Genomic DNA, 23,701 nt, shown 5'->3' with positions numbered 1-23,701 from the left:
GCTCCTAGTGGTGGTATTCGCCGCAGTTGACGTCGAGGCATTGACCGGTGATGGCGCGGGCCCCGGGCGAGGCGAGAAACACCACGGCGTCGGCGATCTCGTCGGGTTCGGGTAGGCGTCGCAGGTCGATGCCGGCGGCTGTCTGCTGGTAGATCTGTTCGCTGGTGGTGCCGTACTTGCGCGCCGCGTGCGCGAAGTACCCCTTGAGTGTTTCGCCCCAGATGTAGCCCGGTGCAACGGTGTTGACGCGGATGCCCTGTGGGCCGAGCTCGCTGGCGAGGGTCTGCGACATCGCGAGCAACGCCGCCTTGGCGATCTTGTAGCTCCCGTACTTGGGCTGCGAGTGCCGGATGACGGCGGAGTTGATCATCACTATCGAGCCGCCGGATTCGGCCAAGGCCGGGGTGAACAGCTGGCAGAGCCGAAGTGTGCCGAACAACGACAACTCGAGGCCGTTGCGGATGACAGAGGGATCGGTGTGCGCGAAATCCTTCATCGACGGGTTCGCGAAGGCATTGTTGACCAGGGCATCGACATGGCCGAATGCGTCGATGGCCGCGGTGACCAGGGCCGCCGACGAGTCCTCGTCCGTGATATCGGTGGTCACCGTGACTGCTCGGCGCCCCAGCGCGCCCACTTCCCCGGCCACCGACTCCATACACGTGGTGGAGCGAGCCGCGAGGACAACATCTGCGCCGGCGGCGGCGCTTTGTAGCGCGATCGATCGACCGAGGGAGGGGCCGACGCCCGAGACCACGACCACCTTGCCGGCGAGCGCGCCGGTTCCCATTCCGCCGGTCATCCCAGCATCCGTTCGTCGACGCCCCGGCGTCGGGCGGCGATTCTTCGTGCGAAATCCTCGGGGGTGATCGTGTTCTGCTCGTAGTAGGGCAGTCGCGAGGGCACATCGTCGATGTCGACGACTTCGACGGTGGGGCCGTCGGCCGAGGTCAGCTCTCGTGACACTCGTTGCCAGCGGATCTGCGCGTAGCCGCGTGCGTGTCCGGTGGTCTCGATCCAGTTCGCCACATGCGGGTTCTGCTCACTGACAACGAGTCTCATCATGCCGTCGGGGTCGGTCTGAGCTTGATCGGAGGTCAGCGAGGTTTGGTGGTGGATGTAGTCGAGCGAGACGTACCACATGCTGCCGAGCTGGAATCCCTGATACGGCGCATCGGATTTCGGAACGGTGACGATCATGGCCTGGTCCGCCTGCAATTGGTAGTGACCGGCCGAGGAGTATTGGGTGCTCAAGCCGCCTGGTGTCAGGCGTGGTTCGGTCAGGGTGTTGACCTCGAGCTTCAGGTAGAACCAGTGCGGAAACTGCAGAAACGTGTTCAACCTGCCGAGGAGCATCTTTCCGGCCGTCGCATATCGTTTTGCCACGTCGTTCTTCGTCGGCCGGTTCGGTTCCTCGCGCTCCTCGCCGACGCGGCGAATGGTCAGCGTGCCGCGCGCGGCCGACCAGTCGTTGTACACCTCTCGCACCACGAGCATCGACGATCCTTCACCCAGGGTGAAGTGGTTGGCCTGCTCGGACGGGCGGCCGAAGTGCAGCTCGAAGGTGCCGTCGGATGCGATGTCGATGGAGCGATCGTCGAATGCGGTGAGACTGTCGGGAACGTCGACGGGCGAGTAGTCTCCCGCCAGAATTTGAAAACTCAGATCTGTTGTGGTGCCTCGTCTTCCGGCGACGACATACTCGTGATCGGCGTCGATGTTGGCGTGGAAGTACAGGGTGTCGGGGTTGTCCAACCCCATCTTGGTGTAGGGCCCGGTGGAGGAGGCGAAGAAGGGGAATCGGGGGTCGTAGGCCCACGCCATCTGAATCGACGCGCGGATGCTCCCCGCCAGGTACTCGTAGCCTTCCACCAGGTCCTGCTCGGTGAGTATGTGTGGCGCGGCTTCGATGATCTTCTCGGCTGCTGCGATCGCGTCGGTCAGGGGGTCGGTGGGCACGCCCATCTCCTCGGATTATTGGTACATATATGTACCGGTGTGGTAGAACTGGTTCGAATCGACAATAGAACTTGTTCTAGTGAGGGTCAATGAGTACGCGCTCGTCTCCACCCACCGACCGTGTCGTGTCGGTCCTGAACTACCTCGTCGCGCGGAGCGGGCGCAGGTTCGGGCTCTCGGAACTCGCGCGGGCTCTCGAGCTGAGCAAACCGACATGCCTGGGCATCCTCACCTCGCTGGTCGAGGCGGGCTACCTGGTCCGCGACCCGGTCTCGGTCACCTACGGTCTGGGTCCGGCGCTGATCGCCGCCGGTCGCGCCGCACAGAACGGTTTCGCCATCGGACCGGTGGCGCGCAAGCATCTCGCCGAACTCAGCGAGAGGTACGACACGACGTGCACGGCATCTGCGGTCGTATCGGATCGGATCACCGTGCTCGAGTCGGTCGAACCGAATTCACGCCGCGGGTCGGGACGGATCGGTCAGGCGTACCCGTTCGCCCCGCCCATCGGTCTGATGTACGTCCTGTGGGATGCCGACGACAGGCTCGAGGCCTGGTTGAATCGCGAACCGACACTGCCCGTGCGCATCGACACCGAGCACCTTGCGCGGGTGGTGGAGGAGTGTCGCAGCAGCGGCTACCTCGTGGAGACGCTCACCGCGGTCGGGCAGAAACTGCATTCGGTGATGGCAGGGGTTGCTGCCGACGAATTACCGAAGGAGGTGCGTGAACTTCTCGGAGAGATGGTTTCGGGGTTGGGGGAACGGGTCTACCTGGGAATGCGGGAGGCGCAATCGGACGCGGTGCACGAGGTCAGTGTGATCGCCGCCCCCACCTACGACGCCCACGGTGCACAGGCGTTGGTGCTGACGTTGCATGTCGGAGCCGCCATCACCGGCGCGGAGATCGTCGAGCGAGGGCAGTCTCTCGTCGCGGCGGCGGAGGCGATCACCCTCGAAGTCGGAGGGCATTCGCCGAACCGTTGATTTGTGCAGGAACACGTTCTATTGTTCTCCTCATAGGAATCTACCGGGGCGGTCCAAATATGGACCGAAAGGCAACGGAAGGGCGGCCAGTGGCGACGTCGATCCACCACGAACTCACGCACCTCGCGGCTCTGGAAGCCGAGGCCGTGCACATCTTCAGGGAGGTTGCTGCCACTGCGGAGCGTCCGGTTCTGCTCTTCTCCGGCGGCAAGGACTCGGTCGTGATGCTCCATGTCGCGGCCAAGGCGTTCTGGCCGGCCCGTGTGCCGTTCGCTGTGATGCACATCGATACCGGTCACAACTTCGACGAGGTGATCGAGTTCCGCGACCGCGCCGTCGCCGAGTCCGGTGTCAAGCTGATCGTCGCGAGTGTGCAGGACGACATCGATGCGGGGCGCTCACAGGAAGAGATCGGGCCTCGGGCCTCTCGAAATCGCTTGCAGACCCGAACCCTGCTGCGCGCAATCGCGGAGAACTCCTTCGATGCCGTCTTCGGCGGCGCACGACGCGACGAGGAGAAGGCGCGTGCCAAGGAGCGGGTGTTCAGTTTTCGAGACGAACACGGGCAATGGGATCCACGCGCGCAACGACCCGAGCTGTGGCAGCTGTACAACGGACGACACCGGCGCGGTGAACACATCCGTGTATTCCCGCTGTCGAACTGGACCGAGCTCGACATCTGGCAGTACATTGCCGCGGAGGGTATCGAACTGCCGAACATCTACTACGCACATCGGCGTCCGGTCGTCCCGAGAGACGGAATGCTCCTGGCCGCAACCAGATTCGTGACACTGCTACCGGGCGATGAAGTCTTCGACTCGACCGTACGGTTCCGCACCGTCGGTGACGCGACCTGCACCGGGTGCGTGCAGTCCTCCGCCGCCAACGCTACGGAGGTGGCGGTGGAAGTGGCCGCGAGCAGAATTACCGAGCGCGGTGCCACGCGAGCCGACGATCGAATCTCCGAGGCCGGTATGGAAGACCGAAAGAAAGAAGGGTACTTCTGATGTCCGAGTTGCTGAGGGTGGCGACGGCAGGGAGCGTCGACGACGGCAAGTCCACGCTGATCGGGCGGCTGCTCTACGACTCGAAGTCGATCTTCGAGGACCAGCTCGAGGCTATCGAGAAGACGAGCAGGGAACGCGGAGGTACCAGCGCAGACCTGGCTCTGTTGACGGATGGGCTGCGCGCCGAACGCGAACAGGGCATCACCATCGACGTGGCACATCGTTACTTCGCCACCCCCAAGAGAAAATTCATCATCGCCGATACGCCCGGGCATGTGCAGTACACCCGCAACATGGTCACCGGCGCCTCGACTGCCGACCTGGCCCTGATCCTCGTCGATGCGCGCTACGGCATCGTCGAGCAGACCAGGCGACACGCCTTCCTATCGTCTCTGCTGGGAATCGCGCACCTGGTGCTGTGCGTCAACAAAATGGATCTCGTCGACTGGTCCCGAGAACGATTCGACGAGATCCGATCCGACTTCGAATCGTTCGCAGCCAAACTGGATGTACCGGATCTGACGTTCATACCCATGTCCGCGCTCGACGGCGACAACGTGGTGCACCGGACCGCGAGAATGAGCTGGTACGAGGGTGGTTCGCTACTGCACCACCTCGAAGAGGTCCACATCGCCTCCGATCGCAATCTCATCGACGCCCGATTCCCGGTGCAATACGTCGTGCGCCCCCGGACCGGATCGAGCGAACACGCCGACTTCCGTGGCTACGCCGGAACTGTGGCCAGTGGCGTATTCGCACCGGGAGACGAGGTCGTGGTGCTGCCTTCCGGCTTCACCACGACCGTGGCTGCGGTGTGGGGCCCGGGAGGCGTCCCGCTGGAGCAGGGTTTCGCCCGATCCGCGTTGTGTCTGGAGTTGACGGACGCCATCGACGTCGGACGTGGGGACATGCTGTGCCGCCCGAACAACCGGCCCATGGTGGGTACGGATATCGACGCGATGATCTGCTGGATGTCCGAGAGTGCGCAGTTACGGCAGGGCGACAGATATCTGCTGATGCACACCACCGCCACGACCACGGCTCGAATCGATGCACTCGAGTACCGGCTCGACATCGACACACTGCACCGCGACGTGTCAGCGCAGTCCCTTGCACTCAACGACATCGGCCGCATTCGCATTCGAACGACCCAGCCACTGCTGTTCGATCCGTACCGACGCAACCGGGTCACCGGAAGCTTCCTGCTCGTCGACGAGGCAACCGGTGCCACCGTTGCCGGCGGAATGATTTCCGGCCCTGCACTTTCCGCGTCGAAGGTGGTATGGCATTCATCGAGGGTCGCGCGCGGCGACCGCGCGACCCGAGGCGCGACGGTGTGGCTCACCGGGCTCTCCGGGTCGGGCAAGTCCACGATCGCAGCAGAGGTAGAGCGGTTGCTCGTCGCGTCCGGTCGACCCGCCTACCTGCTCGACGGCGACAACGTGCGGCACGGGTTGAACTCCGACCTCGGCTTCGACGCACGTAGCCGGGACGAGAACGTCCGTCGGGTGGCGGAGGTTGCGCACCTGTTCGCTGATGCCGGTCTGATTGCCGTCGTGTGCTTGATCAGCCCGTACCGAGACGGCCGAGACTCCGCTCGCAGGCTGCACGAGGGGGCGGGTCTGCCGTTCTACGAGATTTTCGTCGACACACCGCTCGACGTATGCGAGACCCGAGACCCGAAGGGCATGTATGCGAAAGCCCGCGCCGGCGAGATCACCGGTTTCACCGGAGTCGACGATCCCTACGAGGCTCCGCAGCGAGCCGATCTCGTGATTCGCCCCTCCGACGGTGATCCGGCGGCGCAGGCAGCCCGCATCGTGGAACTGTTGAGCTCATGAGTACACCGTTCACCGAAGACACACTTCTCGCCGACGACGCACTTCTTGCAGCCGAGATGGCGGGGGCCGCGGGACGGCTACTGCTCGAGGTCCGCGAACGTGAGCGCGGAAGAACCACCGGACGCGAACTAGGGCGACTCGGCGACGCCGAGGCCAATGACCTCATCGTCTCCAGGCTCGGGCGCGAACGTCCGGATGACGCGATCCTGTCCGAGGAGTCCGCCGACGACCCGGCCCGGCTCGATGCCTCTCGAGTGTGGATCATCGATCCACTGGACGGGTCGCGCGAGTACGGAATGGAGGGCCGTGACGACTGGGCGGTCCACGTCGGACTGTGGGAGACCGGCCGAGGCATGACGGCGTGCGCGGTGGCTCAGCCAGCGCTCGACACGGTGTATTCCACTGCGCAGGTTACTCTTCCGTCCCAGCGTACGAGCCGACCGACGCTGGTTGTCAGTGACAGTCGTCCGCCCTACTACATCGATGCGCTCGCTGCTGAGGTTGGCGGCGAGGTGATCCGTATGGGATCTGCAGGTGCAAAGGCGATGGCCGTCGTACGCGGCGATGTCGATGCGTACGTGCACTCCGGTGGGCAGTGGGAGTGGGACTCCGCGGCCCCGGTGGGGGTGGCGCTCGCTGCGGGACTGCACTGTTCGCGTATCGACGGATCGCCCCTGCTCTACAACCGATCGCACCCGTATCTACCTGATCTGCTGATTTGTCGGCCCGAGTTGGCGCAGGCGCTCGTGTCGGGCATTTCCATCCATGCGACGCGCGAGGCCGATTCCGGACGCGTCGCGATGGCTCGTGAATATATCGACGCCCTCGTCAGTCACGACGCCACGAAGCTACGTTTGGGTCAGGCGTGCCTGCGCGTGGAGAACGGCAAGAATACCGGTGACACAGGGCAATTCATCAGCAATGATCTGGAACAGGGCCAGCAGTACAGGCCCATCTCCGGAGTGCGTGACGTGCGGTTTCGGGAATGGGGTACCAGTGTCGTCGCACGCTACCTTCTCGATCTCGACGGCGGAATGACGGTTGCGGTCACCGAACACTTCGAGATACCGGCAGGCGACATCACGGCGATCACCGCCGTCATCGAACCCGGTTAGCCACCCAGCTCGTCGACTGTGCGTTCCAACTCGGCCGTCCTGGTCCGTGCGTCGTCCAGAACACGTGCCAGACGACGTGATTCGCGATCGGTCGACTTCTCCGCTTTGCGCGCGTCGGCTTCCTGGGTTTCGAGTTCGTGGAGCTCCGCGCGGAGCCGAGTGAGACGATCCTTGATTTCGGCGAGCTGCGTGACGGCGCTCTCCGCATCCGACTGCGCGTCCTCGGCCGCGATGCGCGCGGCGTCCTCGTCCTCGCGTGCCTCTTCGAGGTTCGCGAGCTCCTCGATGAGGGCCTCATTGTTGCGCGCGTCCTCGCTGTTCGAATCCGATTCCTCTGCGGCAACTTCGAGGTTTTCGTCTTCATGATCATCCGACTCGTCGGGTTCGGGCGCCAAAGCCAATATGGCGGGTCCGAAGCCGCTGTAGGACTCCGCGGTGACCACCCTCCCTGCGCGGACACGTTCAGCGATTTCGGGATCGGCGAGAGCGGCGCCGAGCGTCTGTCCGACCTCCCTGACCGCATCCTCGGTGCTCGACCGCCCGTGCGCGGCTGCCAGTTCCGCGGCACGGCGAGACAACAGCCGAATCGACTGCTGACGTCGGGCGGAGAGCGATCGGAGTTCTTCGGCATCCGAACGTCGTTGCGCGCTACGCAGGCTGTCACCCAGATCGAACAGTTCCGCAATGTCCTCGGGCTCTGCGCGCACGAGTAGGTTGACCATCCATCCGACGGTGGTGGGTTTGCGTAGCTTCCCGATTGCTGCTGCCAGTCTGCGATCGCCGGACTTCTTCGCCGAATCAGCGGCAGCCTTACGCGCGGCGACGAACTCGGTGGGATCGACGGAATAGATCTCGAATGCTGCGTCGTCGAGTTGGGAATCGGACACCGTGCAAGTCTCGCATCATCGGTGCCTCTCCGGAGAGACTGCAGTAGAGATGCTTACGGTAGCGCAAGAGTAGATGGGTGCCCCCGGCAGGATTCGAACCTGCGGCCTTTCGCTCCGGAGGCGAACGCTCTATCCCCTGAGCTACGGGGGCCCGCCGTGGTCGGCGCGCCTGTGGGCGGGTCCAACAGTAGCGCATCGCATGCGTCACCTGAAATCACCCTCGTTGTCACATGGGAGGAGGACAGTACAGAGGTACGCCACAGACGAGGCCTGCACATCGAAGGGATGCCCGATGACCGAGCACGTGTACTCGAACGAAGATCTCGACCTCGATCTCGACTGGTGGTCGGCCGCGAATTACCTGACGGTGGCACAGATCTACCTGTTGGAGAACACGCTGCTGCGTGAACCACTGACCCCCGCGCACATCAAGCCTCGGCTGCTCGGGCACTGGGGTACCAGCCCGTGTCTGTCGATGATCTACACGCTGCTCAACCGGCATATCGTGGCCACGGACTCGGACTGGCTCTACGTCACCGGCCCCGGCCACGGCGGTCCCGCGCTCGTCGCGTCGACCTACCTCGAGGGGACGTACTCGGAGATCTATCCGCACATCTCGCGCGACAACGACGGCGTCCGTCGACTGTGCCGCCAGTTCTCCGCACCAGGCGGTATACCGAGCCACGTGAGCGTGCAGACCCCGGGCAGCATCCACGAGGGCGGAGAATTGGGCTACGCGTTGGTGCACGCAGGCGGCGCGGCATTCGATCGGCCCGACTTGACGGTGGCCTGTGTCATCGGCGACGGCGAGGCCGAAACCGGTCCGCTCGCCGCATCCTGGAAGCTCCCGGCATTTCTCAATCCTCGACGTGACGGCGCCGTCCTGCCCATACTCAACGTCAACGGGGCGAAGATCGCAGGCCCGACGGTGTTGGGGCGCAGCCGCGACGAGGACATCGTCGACTTCTTGCACGGTCAGGGCTGGGAGCCCGTCGTCGTCTCCGGCGACGATCCACGTCTCGTGTTTCCCGAACTCGCGCGGGTCCTCCACGATGCACACGAGAGAATTCGTGCCATCCAGACCGCAGCTCGGAGCGGGGGAGACGTCTTCGGTGCGCGCTGGCCGGCGATCGTGCTCCGCACTCCGAAGGGATGGACGGGGCCGCACACGGTCGACGGGGTCCTCGTCGAAGGCACCTACCGTGCACACCAGGTGCCGCTGTCCGGTGTCCGCGACAACCCGGAGCATCTGGCGCAACTGGAGTCGTGGCTGCGCTCGTACCGGCCCGAGAAGCTGTTCGACGAGCGCGGCGCGCTGGTTCCCGAGCTCGCGGAGCTGGCGCCCTCCGGGGACAAGCGGATGGGGTCCACGCCCTACGCCAACGGTGGCCGGCTGCTGCGCCCGCTCCGGATGCCGCCGCTCGAGCAGTACGAGATTTCGATCGATTCGCCGGGCGCGGCGTTCCATCCGACCACCACTGTGCTCGGTGAACTCATGCGCGACATCTACGCCCACAATCGGCGCGAGGACGGTGGCGGAAACTTCCGGCTGTTCTCACCGGATGAGACGGCGAGCAACAAACTGTCGGCAGTGTTCGAGGTGACGGATCGATGCTGGCAGCTACCGACGAACGAATGGGACGACCACCTCTCGCCCGACGGCCGCGTCATGGAGGTCCTCAGCGAGCACCTCTGCGAGGGCTGGCTGGAAGGATATGTTCTCGCCGGCGGCCACGGCCTGTTCGCCAGCTACGAGGCTTTCGCGATGGTGAGTGTGTCGATGATGATCCAGCACGTCAAATGGCTGCAACACGCTGCCGAGCTGGCGTGGCGGGAACCGGTGGCCTCGCTGAACGTGCTGCTGACGAGCACGTGCTGGCGCAACGATCACAACGGCTTCTCGCATCAGGGGCCGGGGATGATCGACGCGATACTCCCGCTTGCGCCGGGCGTCGTGCGAGTCTTTCTGCCGCCGGATTCCAATACGCTTCTTTCGATCTCCGATCACTGCTTCCGCAGCCGTGACCACGTCAACCTCATCGTCGTCGACAAGCAGCCGCACCTGCAGTACTTGACCCTCGAGCAGGCGCACGCGCATTGCGTGGCAGGTGCGTCGGTGTGGGACTGGGCAGGCACCGAGTCGCCGTCGGGAGCAAGTCCGAGCGAGCCCGACGTCGTTCTCGCCGCCGCGGGCGATGTCCCGACCCAGGAAATTCTCGCTGCCGCGCAGTTGCTCCGCGAGTGGGTGCCCTATCTGAGGGTGCGTGTGGTCAACGTGGTCGATCTGTTGGCGCTGCTCACCGTCGACGAGCATCCGCACGGCTTCACCGACAAACAGTTCATCGATCTGTTCACTGCCGACACCGATGTGGTGTTCGCCTTCCACGGTTACCCGCGTGCGGTCCACCAGTTGCTGCACGGGCGTCCCAATGCAGGTCGGTTCCACGTGCGCGGCTTCGTCGAGCAAGGCACCACCACGACAGCGTTCGACATGGTTGTCCTGAACAAGATGAGCCGTTACCACCTGGTCCACGAAGCGCTGCGCCGCGCGCGTCGCGTGCCCGAGCGGGGACACGAACTTGCCGACTACTGCACCGCACAACTCGATCGGCACGCCAGCTATGTCATCGAGCACCTCGAAGACATGCCTGAGGTGACCGACTGGACCTTCACGGCCAAGGGCTAGCCGTCGTGCCGCGCGTGAATCAGGGGAAGGGGAGCGGTTCCGCGCCTCGTGCGGCGAGCATCTGCGTCATCAGCGTGGATTCGCTCTCCTGCGTCGAGACCATCGACTCCGCCAGTCGGGCGAGAGCCGGGGTGTCGGCATTGTCGATTGCATACTCCATCATCGACAGGCCGCCTTCGTGGTGTCGCAGCATCAGTTGCAGAAACAGCACGTCGACGTCGGTGCCGGTGGCCTGCCGAAGAGCTGTCAAATCGTCCGAGGACGCCATCCCCGGCATGGCCGACACCGAGCCTCCCCCGTCTGTCATGTCCCCGTCTGTCATGTCGCCGTCTGTCATGGCGTGCGAGTGGTCGCTACCGGTCATCCAACCCATGTAACCGTCGGCTCCGACGGGGGCTCGATCCCAGATTGCCAACCATCCCTGCATCTGACCGACTTGGTTCTGCTGAGAGGTCAGCATGTCGAACGCGAGGTTCCGCACGAGTGGGTCGGACGCGCTCGTCAGCGCGATCGCGGACATGTCGATGGCTTGGTTGTGGTGCACGGACATGTCCTGCGCGAACCCGACGTCGACGGAGTCGGCCGCCGGGACGGCGTCGTTGCCGCCGATCGTGGTCGTACGGGCGAGAAAACCCAGCGCGAACCCGATGGCGAGCGCGGCGACGAGACCCAACAGCAGCAGTGCTGCCCGCTGCCCGCCGCCCACTCGGCGCAGGCGGGCGGGCTCGGTGCTCTCTGCCGTCATGAACCGGGCACCGGCGCGACCGGCTGCTCGACATCGCTCGGTAGCTGAAGATCACTCGGCAGGCTGAGGCCGGACGGCAGTGCGCCCATCTCGGTGGGGTCCGGGGTGATTCCTCCGCCGTCCATCGGGACCGCATCAGTGCCGGGCTCCGAGGCGTCGAACGGCGGTGGGTTGTCGGTATCGAATCCTCCGACACCGGGAACCGTCGAGCAGCTCGCGCCGACCTCCGGGTAGGCGTAACGGTTCAACCGGAGTGCATTGATGAACTGGTCGACGCGCTCGTCGTCGGCGCTGTCCACCTTCACCTGGTGACCCCACGACTGCAGTGAAATCGGCGAATCCAGGCCGGGATACGGCGACATCATCATGTAACTCTCGCCGTCGACCTTGTCGGCCAGCGTGGCCACCTGATCCTGCGACAGCTCATCGGGGTTGTACGTGATCCACACTGCGCCGTGCTCGAGTGAATGCACGGCATTCTCGGTGCGGATCGCCTCCGGATAGACCACGCCGGTGCACGTCGCCCACACGCTGTCGTGTGGTCCGCCGAACGGCGGTGACTGGTCGTAGGCGACTCGCTGGGTGTCGGCGACGTGCAGCGCCGCCGGGTACTCCTGGATTGCGATGTCGGCGATCTCAGTCGACGGGTCCTGGTTGCTCTCGCTGGGTTCCCATCGCTGCAGTTCGGCTTGATTCTGATACTTCGGAAAAAGATTGACCGCGAGGATGGCGACCAAGCCGACCACGACCACCACGGCGCCGACGGTCAGCCAGGGGATCTGACGTCCCGTGACGAGCCCCGACTTCGCAGCGGGCACGCCGCTCTTCTTCTGTGCGGCCTTGATGGCCTTGTTGGCTTTGGCAGCCGACTTCTTGCCGCTACCGCCGTTATCGGAACCCGTGGGCATCGCTGTCGTTGCTCTTTCGGTTGTCGTTGGTGCGCCGAAGCGCACATTGCTGCCGGTGATATCTGCTGGTCGGTGCCACGTGCCGGACCACCGACCCCTCGCGATCTCGTGAAAAGCAGAACGCCATCACTGTACGTTCCGGAGGTGAGGGGACGCTTCGAGGTGCTTGCGGTGGGCGCGTGCGTACTCGCCGGGAGGCACTGGCTGCCGACCGGCCGTACCTCAGACCATAGGATAGTCACCTGTGACTCCCGCCGATCTTTCCGAACTACTACGTAGCACTGCCGCCGAGGTGCTGACCGACCGTGGCCTCGACGTGTCCGTGCTGCCCGAAAAGGTGACGGTCGAACGTCCGCGTAACCCTGAGCACGGCGATTACGCCACCAACGTCGCACTACAGGTTGCCAAGAAGGCCGGTGCGAACCCACGCGATTTCGCAGGCTGGCTGGCCGAGGCGCTCGCCTCCGAGGCGACCATCTCCAGCGCCGATGTGGCCGGTCCGGGATTCCTCAACATCCGCCTCGCAGCAGACGCGCAAGGCGCCATCGTCGCGCAGGCACTGGCCGCGGGCGATGCCTACGGGAACGCGAACGGCCTCGAGGGGAAGAAGGTCAACCTCGAGTTCGTTTCCGCAAATCCGACCGGGCCCATTCACCTGGGCGGTACTCGGTGGGCGGCCGTCGGCGACGCGCTCGGGCGGATTCTCACGGCACAGGGCGCCGAGGTGGTACGTGAGTACTACTTCAACGATCACGGTGAGCAGATCGATCGGTTCACCCGATCGTTGATCGCCGCGGCCAAGGGCGAACCGGCGCCCGAGAACGGCTACGCCGGCGCATACATCGACGAGATCGCCAGGGCTGTGGTGGAGAAGAGCCCCGACATTCTCGCCATGGCTGCCGAGCCTCAGGCGGAAACGTTTCGGTCGATCGGCGTCGAGCTGATGTTCGAACAGATCAAGCGCAATCTGCACCAGTTCGGTGTCGACTTCGATGTCTATTTTCACGAGAACTCCCTGTTCGAGTCCGGCGCGGTGGAACGCAGTGTCGACTACCTGAAGAACTCGGGAAGTCTGTACGAGGAGGACGGCGCCTGGTGGTTGCGCAGTACCGACTTCGGCGACGACAAGGACCGCGTCGTAATCAAGAGCGACGGAAACGCTGCCTACATCGCCGGTGACATTGCTTACTTCCAGAACAAGCGCCAGCGCGGATTCGACCTGTGCATCTACATGCTCGGTGCCGATCACCACGGTTACATCGGTCGACTGAAAGCTGCAGCGGCTGCGTTCGGCGACGACCCCGACACGGTCGAGGTGCTGATCGGTCAGATGGTGAACCTGGTTCGTGACGGCGTGGCGGTCAAGATGAGCAAGCGCGCCGGAACCGTCATCACTCTGGACGATCTGGTGGACGCGATCGGCGTCGACGCCGCCCGGTACGTGCTGGTCCGATCGTCGGTGGACTCGAGTATCGACATCGACCTCGAACTGTGGGCGAGTGCCAGCAACGAGAACCCCGTGTACTACGTCCAGTACGCGCACGCACGCCTGGCCTCATTGGCCAGAGGCGCCGCCGAACTCGGCATCGATGCCGACGACCCGGACTTGAGCCTGCTCACCCAGGAACAAGAAGGCGAACTGATCAGAACCATCGGTGATTACCCCAGGGTCGTCGCCAGCGCCGCCAACCTTCGCGAACCACACCGGATAGCGCGATATCTGGAAGAGTTGGCCGGCGCGTACCACCGGTTCTACGGAGCATGCAGAGTACTTCCCCAAGGAGACGAGGAGCCAGGGCCTGTGAACACCGCTCGTTTGGCATTGGGCAATGCAACCCGCCAGGTTCTGGCCAACGGCCTGCGCCTGCTCGGCGTCAGTGCACCGGAGCGGATGTGAGCGCGCATCCGGCCGGCCCGAAGCACGCCGACGCCCCCGCCCAGGACACTGCCTTCGCGAAGCCCGCAACCGCGTCGGAGATGACGACGCTCCCCGAACACGTCTATCCGCGTCACGCTGCGCGCGGCGAGGACGGCGTCGTGACGTTGGCGGGGGTGCCGGTCACGGAGCTTGCAGAGCAGTACGGCACGCCGCTGTTCGTCATCGACGAGGACGACTTCCGTATGCGTGCCCGCGACATGGCGGCGGCATTCGGTGATCCTGCGCGAGTGCACTACGCCTCGAAAGCATTCCTGTGTGGCGAGATCGCCCGTTGGGTCGACGACGAGGGCCTCTCGCTGGACATCAGTTCCGGTGGCGAACTCAGTGTCGCTCTGGCAGCAGGGTTTCCGGCTGCCCGCATTGCCATGCACGGCAACAACAAATCGATCGAGGAGCTGACTGCGGGCGTGCGCGCCGGCGTCGAACACGTGGTCCTGGACTCGATGATCGAGATCGACAGGCTCGACACCATCGCCGGTGAGCTGGGCGCCGTGCAGGACGTTCTCGTTCGTGTCACCGTCGGAGTCGAGGCGCACACGCACGAGTTCATCGCAACCGCACACGAGGACCAGAAGTTCGGCTTCTCCCTCGCCGACGGGTCGGCACTCGAAGCAGTACGCCGCGTCTTCGCAACGGACAACCTGCGGCTCGTCGGCTTGCACAGCCACATCGGCTCGCAGATCTTCGAGGTCGACGGTTTCGAGTTGGCGGCACACAAGCTGCTCAGGATGCTGCGCGATGTGGTCTCGGAGTTCGGCGTCGAGAAGACCGCCCAGATCTCGACGATCGACCTCGGCGGGGGCATGGGAATCGCGTACATTCCCAGCGACGATCCGCCTCCGATCGATCAACTCGCCGCGAAGCTGAAGGCGATCGTGGCAACCGAATCCGCGCAGGTCGGCCTGCCGGTTCCGACCATCGATGTCGAGCCGGGGCGTGCGATCGTCGGTCCGGGAACCGTGACGCTGTACGAGGTCGGGACCATCAAGGACGTGACGGTGGACGCGCAGACGCGTCGCCGGTACATCAGCGTCGACGGCGGTATGAGCGACAACATTCGTACCTCGCTCTATCAGGCCGAGTACGACTGCCGGCTCGTCTCCCGCGGAAGCGAGGCCGATCCGGTGCTTGCGCGCGTCGTCGGAAAGCACTGCGAGAGCGGTGATGTGGTCATCAAGAACACCTGGATGCCGGCCGATGTCGGTCCCGGTGACCTACTGGCCGTTGCGGCCACCGGTGCGTACTGCTACTCGATGTCCAGCAGATACAACCTGTTGACGCGACCCGCTGTCGTCGCGGTGAAAGACGGAAAGTCCCGGCTCGTTCTGCGCCGGGAGACACTCGAAGATCTGCTCAGCTTGGAGGTGCAGCCATGACATCGAAGCCGATAGGAATCGCCGTTCTCGGACTCGGAAACGTCGGAAGCGAAGTAGTTCGCATCCTGACCGAGAACGCCGAGGATCTCGAAGCCAGAGTTGGTGCGCCACTGAAGATCCGAGGCATCGCCGTGCGGCGTGTCGACGGTGACCGCGGCGTCGACCCCGAGCTGTTGACCGATGATCCGGCCGCGTTGGTCGATCGCGACGACGTAGACATCGTCGTCGAGGTACTCGGGGGAATCGATGTCCCCCGTGCGCTCATCTACTCCGCGCTGAAACAGGGCAAGTCGGTCGTCACAGCGAACAAGGCGCTTCTCGCCGAGTACACCGGTGAGCTCGCCGACGCAGCCGAGGAGTCACGTGCCGACCTCTATTTCGAGGCTGCTGTCGCCGGAGCAATTCCGGTGGTGCGACCCCTGATGCAGTCGTTGGCCGGCGACCGAGTGACCAAGGTTGCGGGAATCGTCAACGGCACCACCAACTTCATCCTCTCCGCGATGGACGAGACAGGTGCCGACTACGCCGAAACGCTTGCCGAGGCGGGACGCCTGGGCTACGCCGAAGCCGATCCGACCGCCGACGTCGAAGGCTACGATGCTGCCTCGAAGGCAGCGATCCTCGCCTCCATCGCATTTCACACGCGGGTAACGGCTGGTGACGTCTACCGCGAGGGAATCAGCAACATCACCGCGGGCGATCTGGAGATGGCACGTTCGCTGGACTGCACCATCAAACTGCTCGCCATCTGCGAACGCATCACCACGCCGACGGGTAAAGAACGCATCTCGGCGCGCGTGTACCCGGCGCTCGTGCCGCGGGACCATCCCCTTGCAACTGTCAACGGCGCGTTCAACGCCGTGGTGGTCGAGGCCGAGGCCGCGGGAAGACTGATGTTCTACGGCCAGGGCGCAGGTGGATCACCCACCGCGTCCGCGGTTCTCGGTGATCTCGTGATGGCGGCTCGAAACAAGTTCTACGGTGGCAGAGGACCTCTCGAATCGAAGTACGCGAAGCTGAAGGTGGCACCCATGGGCGACATCCTCACTCGCTACTACGTCAGCATGCAGGTCGCGGACAAACCGGGTGTCCTCGCGACGGTCGCCGCGGAGTTCTCCAAGCGCGATGTCAGTATTTCGACGGTGCGGCAGCAGGGTTCGGGCGACGGAGCCAGGCTCGTCGTCGTCACCCACCTGGCCGCGGACTCGGCGCTGTCCGAGACGGTGTCCGCCCTGGACAGCCTCGACGTCGTCACCTCCGTCGCCAGTGTTCTCAGATTGGAAGGCACCGAATGACCGTGCACACCCCGTGGCCAGGCTTGATCGAGGCCTATCGCGAGCGCCTCGCGATCGGGCCCGATTGGAAGACTGTGACCCTGCTCGAGGGTGGGACGCCGCTCATTCACGCGGAGCGACTGTCCGAGATCACCGGTTGTGAGGTGCACCTGAAGGTCGAGGGCCTCAATCCGACCGGTTCGTTCAAGGACCGCGGTATGACGATGGCCGTCACCGATTCGCTGGCTCGTGGTCAGGAAGCGGTTCTGTGTGCCTCGACGGGCAACACCTCGGCGTCCGCGGCTGCATACGCAGCCAAGGCGGGCATGGGGTGTGCGGTACTCGTGCCGCAGGGCAAGATCGCGATGGGCAAGCTTGCCCAGGCAGTGATGCACGGCGCGAGGATCATCCAGGTGCAGGGGAACTTCGACGACTGTCTCGAACTGGCGAGAAAGACCACCGCGGAGTTTCCGACCATCGGTCTGGTCAACTCCGTCAATCCTGTGCGGATCGAGGGGCAGAAGACGGCGGCCTTCGAGATCTGCGACGCACTCGGTGACGCTCCCGACGTGCACGCACTTCCAGTGGGTAACGCGGGCAACATCACCGCGTACTGGCGCGGTTACTCGGAGTACTTCCGTGACGGGCTGACCACACGCCGGCCGCGCATGCTCGGTGTGCAGGCCGCAGGCGCTGCTCCGCTGGTGCACGGCGCACCGGTGGCGGACCCGGAGACGATTGCGACCGCAATCCGCATCGGTTCTCCCGCATCGTGGAACGGCGCAGTTGCAGCAAAGGAAGAATCCGACGGCGCGTTTCGTGCGGCCACCGACGACGAGATTCTGGAGGCCTACCGTATGGTCGCCAGGTTGGAGGGCATCTTCGTCGAGCCCGCGTCGGCCGCCAGCATTGCCGGGCTCCTCGCCGCACGCAAGGAAGGTTGGCTCGACAGCGGACTCCGGGTCGTCTGCACCGTCACCGGTAACGGCCTGAAGGACCCCGACACTGCACTGTCGGGTATGCCTGTCGTCGAACCGATTCCGGTCGATCCCGTAGCGGTGGCCTCTGCACTCGAGTTGGCATAGTGACGGAGCCCCAGGTCATGACGACAACACTTCCGCTGGGTGCGACGGTCACCGCCCGCGTCCCTGCATCGAGTGCAAACCTCGGTCCAGGATTCGACACGCTCGGTATCGCGCTCGGCCTCTACGACGAGATTCGGGTGACCATCACGTCATCCGGACTCGGTATTCACGTAGAGGGGGAGGGCGCCGACGACGTGCCGTGGGGGCCGGCGCACCTCGTCGTGCGGGCCATCGAGCGCGGGCTGGAGGCCGCCGGCGTGTGGGCTGACGGCTTGGATGTGTTGTGCAAGAACGTCATTCCTCATTCGAGGGGTCTGGGATCCTCCGCTTCTGCAGTGGTAGGCGGCTTGGCTGCCGCGAACGCTCTGGCCGCAAAGGTCGATCCGTCGCTCGCGCTCACCCCCGCGCAGCTGGTGCAACTGTCCTCCGAGTTCGAGGGGCACCCCGACAATGCTTCCGCGAGTGTTCTGGGCGGTGCCGTGGTCTCATGGAGCGAGCCGGCCAGTGCCAGCGTGACTCAGCGACACTATTCGGCAGTCCGGCTGCAGGTTCACCCCGACATCCACGTGGTGGCTCTCGTTCCGTCCGAACGCTCCTCGACTTCGCACACTCGTGGCCTGCTGCCTGAGTTGGTTGCCCATCGTGACGCTGCATTCAATGTCAGTCGCGGCGCTCTTGCCGTCGTCGCGCTGACACAACGCCCGGACCTTCTGATGCCCGCCACCGAGGATCTTCTTCATCAGGGACAGCGGGCAAGCGCGTTGCCGTCGGCCACGAAGTGGATCTCGGCACTCCGTCAGCGCGGCATTGCGGCAGTGTTGTCCGGTGCAGGTCCGACGGTCCTGGCCTTGTGCACGCAGCAGTTTCCGCCGGAGTTGAAGGAACAGGCAGAAAGCGAAGGCATGCGCGTTCTCGAGCTCGAAGTCGCCGACGGAGTGTGCGCGTCGTAACTCGCCGGTAGGGGGTTCTTGCCGACTGCGCAGTTCAACGCTATTGTGGTGATCGTCCGTACATCGTGCGCTTCAGACGCCGGTTTTCACCAGGGCAATCACGTCATCGTGTTCGGGGGGTCTTACGCCCTGGTCGGGTGACGCTCCTGGCTTCGATCCCTCCGCGTAGTACCTGCGGTTTCGGTTCGACCGTCCGTCCGCGGCAGTTCGATAGTGAAGCGGCAATATCCGTGTTCGAAACGAAATTCGAGCTACGGAACGAACCCTTGGCTGCGCAGACTGCGAGCGAGGGAAGGAAAGGACCTCCGTGACCGATACGGAACTGATCTCTGCACCCGAAAAGACACGTCGCGGAGCTGGCCTGTCCGGAATGGTGCTCACCGAGCTGCGTAGTCTCGCGGGTGAACTCGGAATCAAGAGCATCTCCGGAATGCGCAAGGGCGATTTGATCGCCGCCATCTCGGAGCGTCAGGGTGGCAGCGGTGCGGGCCCCGCAGGGGCAACCAAGGCGCCGTCGCGGCGTTCCGCCGTCGACAAGACACGCACCAACGATGCGGCTGCGCCCACCGAAACAACACAGCCCACCGAAGCAACTCAGCCTTCTGCGGCAACACCGCCTGCCGAGGCCACACCGTCCGCCGACGCGGCGCCGGTGGCCGACGCCTCGGCAGAAGTACCTCGCCGCACACGCGCACGCCGTACAGCGGGTCGGCGCGCGGGTGCGCCGGACCAGTTGCCGCTGGACGAGTCGAACGCACCGACCGGCGAGTCTTCGGCTGTGGAGCCGAAGATCGAGAAGTCACAGGCAGCCGAATCGCAGGGTGCCGAAGCTTCGAATGCAGGCAGCACCGAGTCCGATGGTGACAGCAGCGATCGGCCGCGACGCAGCCGTACCGAGCGCGACGCTCGCAACGACAGTGGAAACCGCAACGACGCTGGAAACCGCAACGACGCTGGAAACCGCAACGACGGCGGAAACCGCAACGACGGCGGAAACCGCAACGACGGCGCGGACACCGATGGTGGTCGGTCCGAAGGCAGCCGCGGCGAACGCAACCGAGGCCGCGGCCGGGGCCAGAATCAGAACGACAACCGTGGCGACAACCGTGGCGACGACCGCGGAAACAGCCGTGGCGACGACCGCGGAAACAGCGGCGGAGGCAACGCCGGAAGTAACAATGGTCCCCGCGACAACAGGGACAACAACCAGGACGACGAAGGCGAAGGCCGGGGTCGGCGCGGGCGCAGGTTCCGCGAGCGGCGTCGTGGACGCGACCGCGGCGAGGTCGGCGGTGGCTCCGAGCGCGAGCCCGAGATTCGTGACGACGATGTCCTGCAGCCCGTCGCGGGCATCCTCGACGTCCTCGACAACTACGCGTTCGTACGGACCTCCGGCTACCTGGCCGGGCCCAACGACGTGTACGTCTCGATGAACCTGGTTCGCAAGAACGGCCTGCGTCGCGGCGATGCCATCACGGGCGCCGTGCGCGTTGCTCGCGAAGGTGAGCAGTCCAGCCAGCGTCAGAAATTCAATCCTCTGGTGCGTCTGGACACTGTCAACGGCGGAGACGTCGAGGCTGCTCGCAAGCGTCCCGAGTTCGGCAAGCTCACGCCGCTGTACCCGAACCAGCGACTGCGGTTGGAGACGACGCCGAACATCCTCACCACGCGCATCATCGATCTGGTGATGCCGATCGGCAAGGGACAGCGTGCGCTGATCGTCAGTCCGCCGAAGGCCGGAAAGACGAGCGTTCTGCAGGCGATCGCCAACGCAATCTCGGTCAACAACCCGGAGTGCTACCTGATGGTCGTCCTCGTCGACGAGCGTCCGGAAGAGGTCACCGACATGCAGCGCTCGGTGAACGGCGAGGTCATCGCCTCGACGTTCGACCGCCCACCGGGTGATCACACCTCGGTCGCCGAGCTTGCGATCGAGCGCGCGAAGCGTCTCGTCGAAGCAGGCCAGGACGTCGTGGTGTTGCTCGACTCGATCACCCGGCTCGGCCGCGCGTACAACAACAGTTCGCCGGCCTCGGGCCGAATCCTCTCCGGTGGCGTGGACTCGACAGCTCTGTACCCGCCGAAGCGGTTCCTCGGTGCTGCCCGCAACATCGAGAACGGTGGATCGCTCACCATCATCGCCACCGCGATGGTCGAGACCGGTTCCACCGGCGACACCGTCATCTTCGAGGAGTTCAAGGGCACCGGCAACGCCGAGCTCAAGCTCGATCGCAAGATTGCCGAGCGTCGCGTGTTCCCGGCTGTGGACGTCAACCCGTCGGGCACCCGCAAGGACGAGCTGCTGCTCAACCCTGACGAGGCCGCGGTGCTGCACAAGCTGCGTAGAGTCCTATCGGGGCTCGATTCTCACCAGGCGATCGATCTGCTGATCGACCGCCTGAAGAAGAGCAAGAACAACCTGGAGTTCCTGATGCAGGTGTCGAAGACCGCGCCCGGCGCGCTCGACGACTGACATGCGGCTTCGCCGCATGTGCGCGGAAATACATAGCCAACTATGTATTTCCGCGCACATGCGCGAAGCGCCGAGGGAACAATCTGGCATACTGAACGGCTGAGTCCGGTTCCGGTTCACGTCCTCGAACGGCGAGGACGACCCGGCGACCATTGAAAGGGACACCATGAAGGCAGGAATTCACCCCGACTACACCATGACCACGGTCGTGTGTGGTTGCGGAAATACTTTCGAGACGCGCAGCACCACCGACAAAGAGCGCATCACCGTCGAGGTCTGCTCGCAGTGCCACCCGTTCTACACGGGCAAGCAGAAGATTCTCGACACCGGTGGCCGCGTCGCGCGCTTCGAGGCTCGCTACGGCAAGCGCGCCGGCAAGAAGGCCGACGCCGACAGCTAGCAGTTCTCCCGACGCCCGTCCTGTGCATGTCGCAGGGCGGGCGTCGGCATTTCCACACCCTCATTTCCACACCCTCATTTCCAACACCCTTGAAGATTCACCAGTCTTTCCGATTCACCGGAGCGGAGCGCAACAATGGCGAGGACGAAGCCGTCGGCCATCGACGATATTCTGGCCGAACACTCGGGGCTCGAGCACCAGCTGGCCGATCCTGCGTTGCACAACGACCCCGCTGCCGCCCGCCGGGCCGGCAAGCGTTTTGCTGCGCTCGGTCCGATCATGTCGGTGCACTCGAAGCTGACCTCGGCCCAGGATGATCTCGCGGCTGCCCGAGAGCTCGCCGCCGACGACGCGTCGTTCGCCGCGGAGATCCCGGAGCTGGAAGCCACCGTCGAAACGCTCGAGCAGACGCTCGCGGACCTGCTCGCACCGCGTGACCCGCACGACGGCGACGACATCGTCATGGAGGTCAAGTCGGGCGAAGGTGGCGAGGAGTCGGCGTTGTTCGCCGCGGACCTCGCTCGCATGTACGTCCGATACGCGGAGCGTCGCGGTTGGCGCGTGGAAGTTCTCGACGCGAACGTCTCCGACCTGGGCGGCTACAAGGACGCGACACTGTCCATCAAGGCCAAGGGTGATTCGCTCGACGGTGTCTGGGCGCGGTTGAAGTTCGAGGGCGGGGTCCACCGGGTGCAACGTGTCCCGGTCACCGAATCTCAGGGCCGTGTGCACACCTCCGCGGCCGGAATTCTCGTCTATCCCGAACCCGACGAGGTCGAAGAGGTCCAGATCGACGAAACCGATCTCCGCATCGACGTCTATCGGTCGTCGGGCAAGGGCGGTCAGGGTGTGAACACGACGGATTCTGCGGTGCGACTGACGCACCTGCCGACCGGCATCGTCGTCACCTGCCAGAACGAACGCTCGCAGTTGCAGAACAAGGCACGCGCCATGCAGGTCCTCGCAGCACGGTTGCAGGCGGCCGCCGAGGAAGCCGCAGACGAAGAGGCGGCAGCAGGTCGGGCCAGTCAGGTACGTACTGTCGACCGTTCCGAGCGCATCCGGACATACAATTTCCCCGAGAATCGCATCACCGACCATCGAATCGGCTTCAAGTCACACAACTTGGACGCCGTTCTCGACGGTGAGCTCGATGCGCTTCTCGACGCTTTGAGGAAGGCTGATCGCGAAGCACGCATGCAGGCCGAATAGCGGCGGAGCCGCACAAAGGAGACACCGATGCACCACGGACTGACACCTGCGGGTGAGAATGCCGTGTCCGAGCTGGCCGGTAAGTATGCGATCTCGACCGACGCTGTTCGCGCGATGCTCGACGCGGTCAATTCAGGTCGCGGGACGATGGCTCAGTTCAATGTGGCCGAGCTCGGCGGAAGCGGGCAGTGGATGCGGGGCGGCATGACCATGGTCGGCAACATGTTCGATCACGGCCTCAAAGCGCGTGTCGACGGCCTGTGCCGCGACCTGTCGGAGTTGTTGGCCAACAACCAGGTGTACCCGCCCGCCCATACCAACTCGCGTCCGGCTGGCTCGTGGTGGCCGAACGAACTCGGCAGCCCCAGCTCGAGCGGCGGCCAGAACGGCTCGCAGTACGCCTATTTCCCGAGTGCGCGTCGCCTCGCGATCCTCGCCAACGGGCGGTTGTCGGTATTCGACACCCTCGACCATTCCATCGGCGGTGTGCAACAGGCACAGGGCGCTGGGCCGGGATCGCTCGAGTTCACCAGTCAGTTCGGCACGTTTACTGCGGCGAGCTTGCCACTGGTCGACCCAGGAAACCAGAACACGCCAGCTCCCCAGCAACCAGCACCCCAGCAACCAGCACCCCAGCAACCAGCACCCCAGCAACCAGCACCCCAGCAGACCTTTTCTCAGCCAGCGCCTCAGGCGTCGGGAAGCAGCGAGGGTTCGATGAGTCTCGACGAGGTGACCTCGGCGATCGAAGCGTTGGCGTCCTTGCACAACAAAGGCATCCTCACCGACGCCGAATTCGAGACGAAGAAGGCTCAGCTCCTCGGGCGTATCTGACGCGTGCGATACGCGTCGGTACGG

Annotated in this window: 19 protein-coding genes and 1 tRNA gene; 14 read left to right on the top strand and 6 right to left on the bottom strand. The window is 64.5% G+C overall.

Annotated elements, in window-relative coordinates:
* Positions 1–4 precede the first annotated feature (4 nt).
* On the bottom strand, positions 5–802 hold the full coding sequence (locus KVY23_RS18890) for an SDR family oxidoreductase (protein WP_230557791.1): 798 nt from the start codon (positions 800–802) through the stop codon (positions 5–7).
* Positions 799–1,959, bottom strand: a complete 1,161-nt coding sequence (locus KVY23_RS18885; RefSeq protein WP_075837636.1) for a hypothetical protein — start codon at positions 1,957–1,959, stop codon at positions 799–801. The genes KVY23_RS18890 and KVY23_RS18885 overlap by 4 nt, the downstream gene beginning before the upstream one ends.
* 89 nt (positions 1,960–2,048) lie before the next feature.
* On the opposite strand from KVY23_RS18885, the gene KVY23_RS18880 reads away from it, so the two are divergent.
* Genes KVY23_RS18880 through KVY23_RS18865 form a run of 4 tightly spaced genes read left to right on the top strand, consistent with a single transcriptional unit; the run spans position 2,049 to position 6,908 of the window.
* Positions 2,049–2,945: an IclR family transcriptional regulator gene (locus KVY23_RS18880; protein WP_230557790.1), complete on the top strand. Its 897-nt coding sequence runs from the start codon at positions 2,049–2,051 to the stop codon at positions 2,943–2,945.
* Between the two features lie 59 nt (positions 2,946–3,004).
* A complete protein-coding gene (gene cysD, locus KVY23_RS18875; RefSeq protein ID WP_230557789.1) occupies positions 3,005–3,952 on the top strand; it encodes a sulfate adenylyltransferase subunit CysD in 948 nt (315 codons plus the stop codon).
* A complete protein-coding gene (gene cysC / locus KVY23_RS18870; RefSeq protein ID WP_230557788.1) occupies positions 3,952–5,793 on the top strand; it encodes an adenylyl-sulfate kinase in 1,842 nt (613 codons plus the stop codon). The genes cysD and cysC overlap by 1 nt, the downstream gene beginning before the upstream one ends.
* The gene (locus tag KVY23_RS18865; protein WP_230557787.1) at positions 5,790–6,908 is read left to right on the top strand and encodes a 3'(2'),5'-bisphosphate nucleotidase CysQ; all 1,119 of its coding nucleotides are present in this window, start codon (positions 5,790–5,792) and stop codon (positions 6,906–6,908) included. The genes cysC and KVY23_RS18865 overlap by 4 nt, the downstream gene beginning before the upstream one ends.
* Here the strand turns inward: KVY23_RS18865 and KVY23_RS18860 are convergent.
* A complete protein-coding gene (locus tag KVY23_RS18860; protein WP_230557786.1) occupies positions 6,905–7,795 on the bottom strand; it encodes a hypothetical protein in 891 nt (296 codons plus the stop codon). The genes KVY23_RS18865 and KVY23_RS18860 overlap by 4 nt on opposite strands.
* A 78-nt stretch (positions 7,796–7,873) precedes the next feature.
* Positions 7,874–7,946 (bottom strand) — tRNA-Arg (locus KVY23_RS18855).
* Positions 7,947–8,087: 141 nt separating this feature from the next.
* On the opposite strand from KVY23_RS18855, the gene KVY23_RS18850 reads away from it, so the two are divergent.
* Positions 8,088–10,481 (top strand): phosphoketolase, encoded by a 2,394-nt coding sequence (locus tag KVY23_RS18850; RefSeq protein WP_230557785.1) that lies wholly within the window; start codon positions 8,088–8,090, stop codon positions 10,479–10,481.
* 19 nt (positions 10,482–10,500) lie between these two features.
* Here KVY23_RS18850 and KVY23_RS18845 read toward each other — a convergent pair whose 3' ends face one another.
* Both KVY23_RS18845 and KVY23_RS18840 read right to left on the bottom strand, forming a co-directional pair.
* Positions 10,501–11,226, bottom strand: coding sequence for a DUF305 domain-containing protein (locus KVY23_RS18845; RefSeq protein WP_230557784.1), 726 nt, complete (start codon positions 11,224–11,226; stop codon positions 10,501–10,503).
* A complete protein-coding gene (locus KVY23_RS18840) occupies positions 11,223–12,134 on the bottom strand; it encodes a DUF3105 domain-containing protein (RefSeq protein WP_230557783.1) in 912 nt (303 codons plus the stop codon). Before KVY23_RS18840 ends, KVY23_RS18845 begins: the two co-directional genes overlap by 4 nt.
* Before the next feature lie 244 nt (positions 12,135–12,378).
* Here KVY23_RS18840 and argS point away from each other — a divergent pair, with 244 nt between their 5' ends.
* The 9 genes from argS to KVY23_RS18795 all read left to right on the top strand — a co-directional run bounded on the left by argS (position 12,379) and on the right by KVY23_RS18795 (position 23,677).
* On the top strand, positions 12,379–14,031 hold the full coding sequence (argS, locus tag KVY23_RS18835) for an arginine--tRNA ligase (protein ID WP_230557782.1): 1,653 nt from the start codon (positions 12,379–12,381) through the stop codon (positions 14,029–14,031).
* Positions 14,028–15,449, top strand: a complete 1,422-nt coding sequence (lysA, locus tag KVY23_RS18830; RefSeq protein WP_075837497.1) for a diaminopimelate decarboxylase — start codon at positions 14,028–14,030, stop codon at positions 15,447–15,449. Before argS ends, lysA begins: the two co-directional genes overlap by 4 nt.
* Complete coding sequence (locus KVY23_RS18825; RefSeq protein WP_230557781.1) at positions 15,446–16,744, top strand: homoserine dehydrogenase; 1,299 nt, start codon at positions 15,446–15,448, stop codon at positions 16,742–16,744. Before lysA ends, KVY23_RS18825 begins: the two co-directional genes overlap by 4 nt.
* Positions 16,741–17,808 carry a threonine synthase gene (gene thrC / locus KVY23_RS18820; RefSeq protein ID WP_230557780.1) on the top strand — a complete coding sequence of 356 codons (1,068 nt, stop codon included), beginning with the start codon at positions 16,741–16,743 and terminating at the stop codon, positions 17,806–17,808. Before KVY23_RS18825 ends, thrC begins: the two co-directional genes overlap by 4 nt.
* A 17-nt stretch (positions 17,809–17,825) precedes the next feature.
* Positions 17,826–18,758: a homoserine kinase gene (gene thrB / locus KVY23_RS18815; protein ID WP_230557779.1), complete on the top strand. Its 933-nt coding sequence runs from the start codon at positions 17,826–17,828 to the stop codon at positions 18,756–18,758.
* Positions 18,759–19,065: 307 nt separating this feature from the next.
* A complete protein-coding gene (gene rho / locus KVY23_RS18810) occupies positions 19,066–21,231 on the top strand; it encodes a transcription termination factor Rho (protein WP_374108745.1) in 2,166 nt (721 codons plus the stop codon).
* A 166-nt stretch (positions 21,232–21,397) separates the two neighbouring features.
* Complete coding sequence (rpmE, locus tag KVY23_RS18805) at positions 21,398–21,631, top strand: 50S ribosomal protein L31 (protein WP_075837499.1); 234 nt, start codon at positions 21,398–21,400, stop codon at positions 21,629–21,631.
* 135 nt (positions 21,632–21,766) lie between these two features.
* On the top strand, positions 21,767–22,843 hold the full coding sequence (gene prfA / locus KVY23_RS18800) for a peptide chain release factor 1 (protein ID WP_230557778.1): 1,077 nt from the start codon (positions 21,767–21,769) through the stop codon (positions 22,841–22,843).
* 27 nt (positions 22,844–22,870) lie between these two features.
* Positions 22,871–23,677 (top strand): SHOCT domain-containing protein, encoded by an 807-nt coding sequence (locus KVY23_RS18795; RefSeq protein WP_230557777.1) that lies wholly within the window; start codon positions 22,871–22,873, stop codon positions 23,675–23,677.
* Positions 23,678–23,701 lie beyond the last annotated feature (24 nt).

Origin of the sequence: Rhodococcus sp. I2R, from assembly GCF_020889545.1 — a bacterium.
Lineage (GTDB): Bacteria > Actinomycetota > Actinomycetes > Mycobacteriales > Mycobacteriaceae > Rhodococcoides.
Note: the sequence above shows the minus strand (reverse complement) of the source record. Positions and strands in the feature narration are given on the sequence as shown.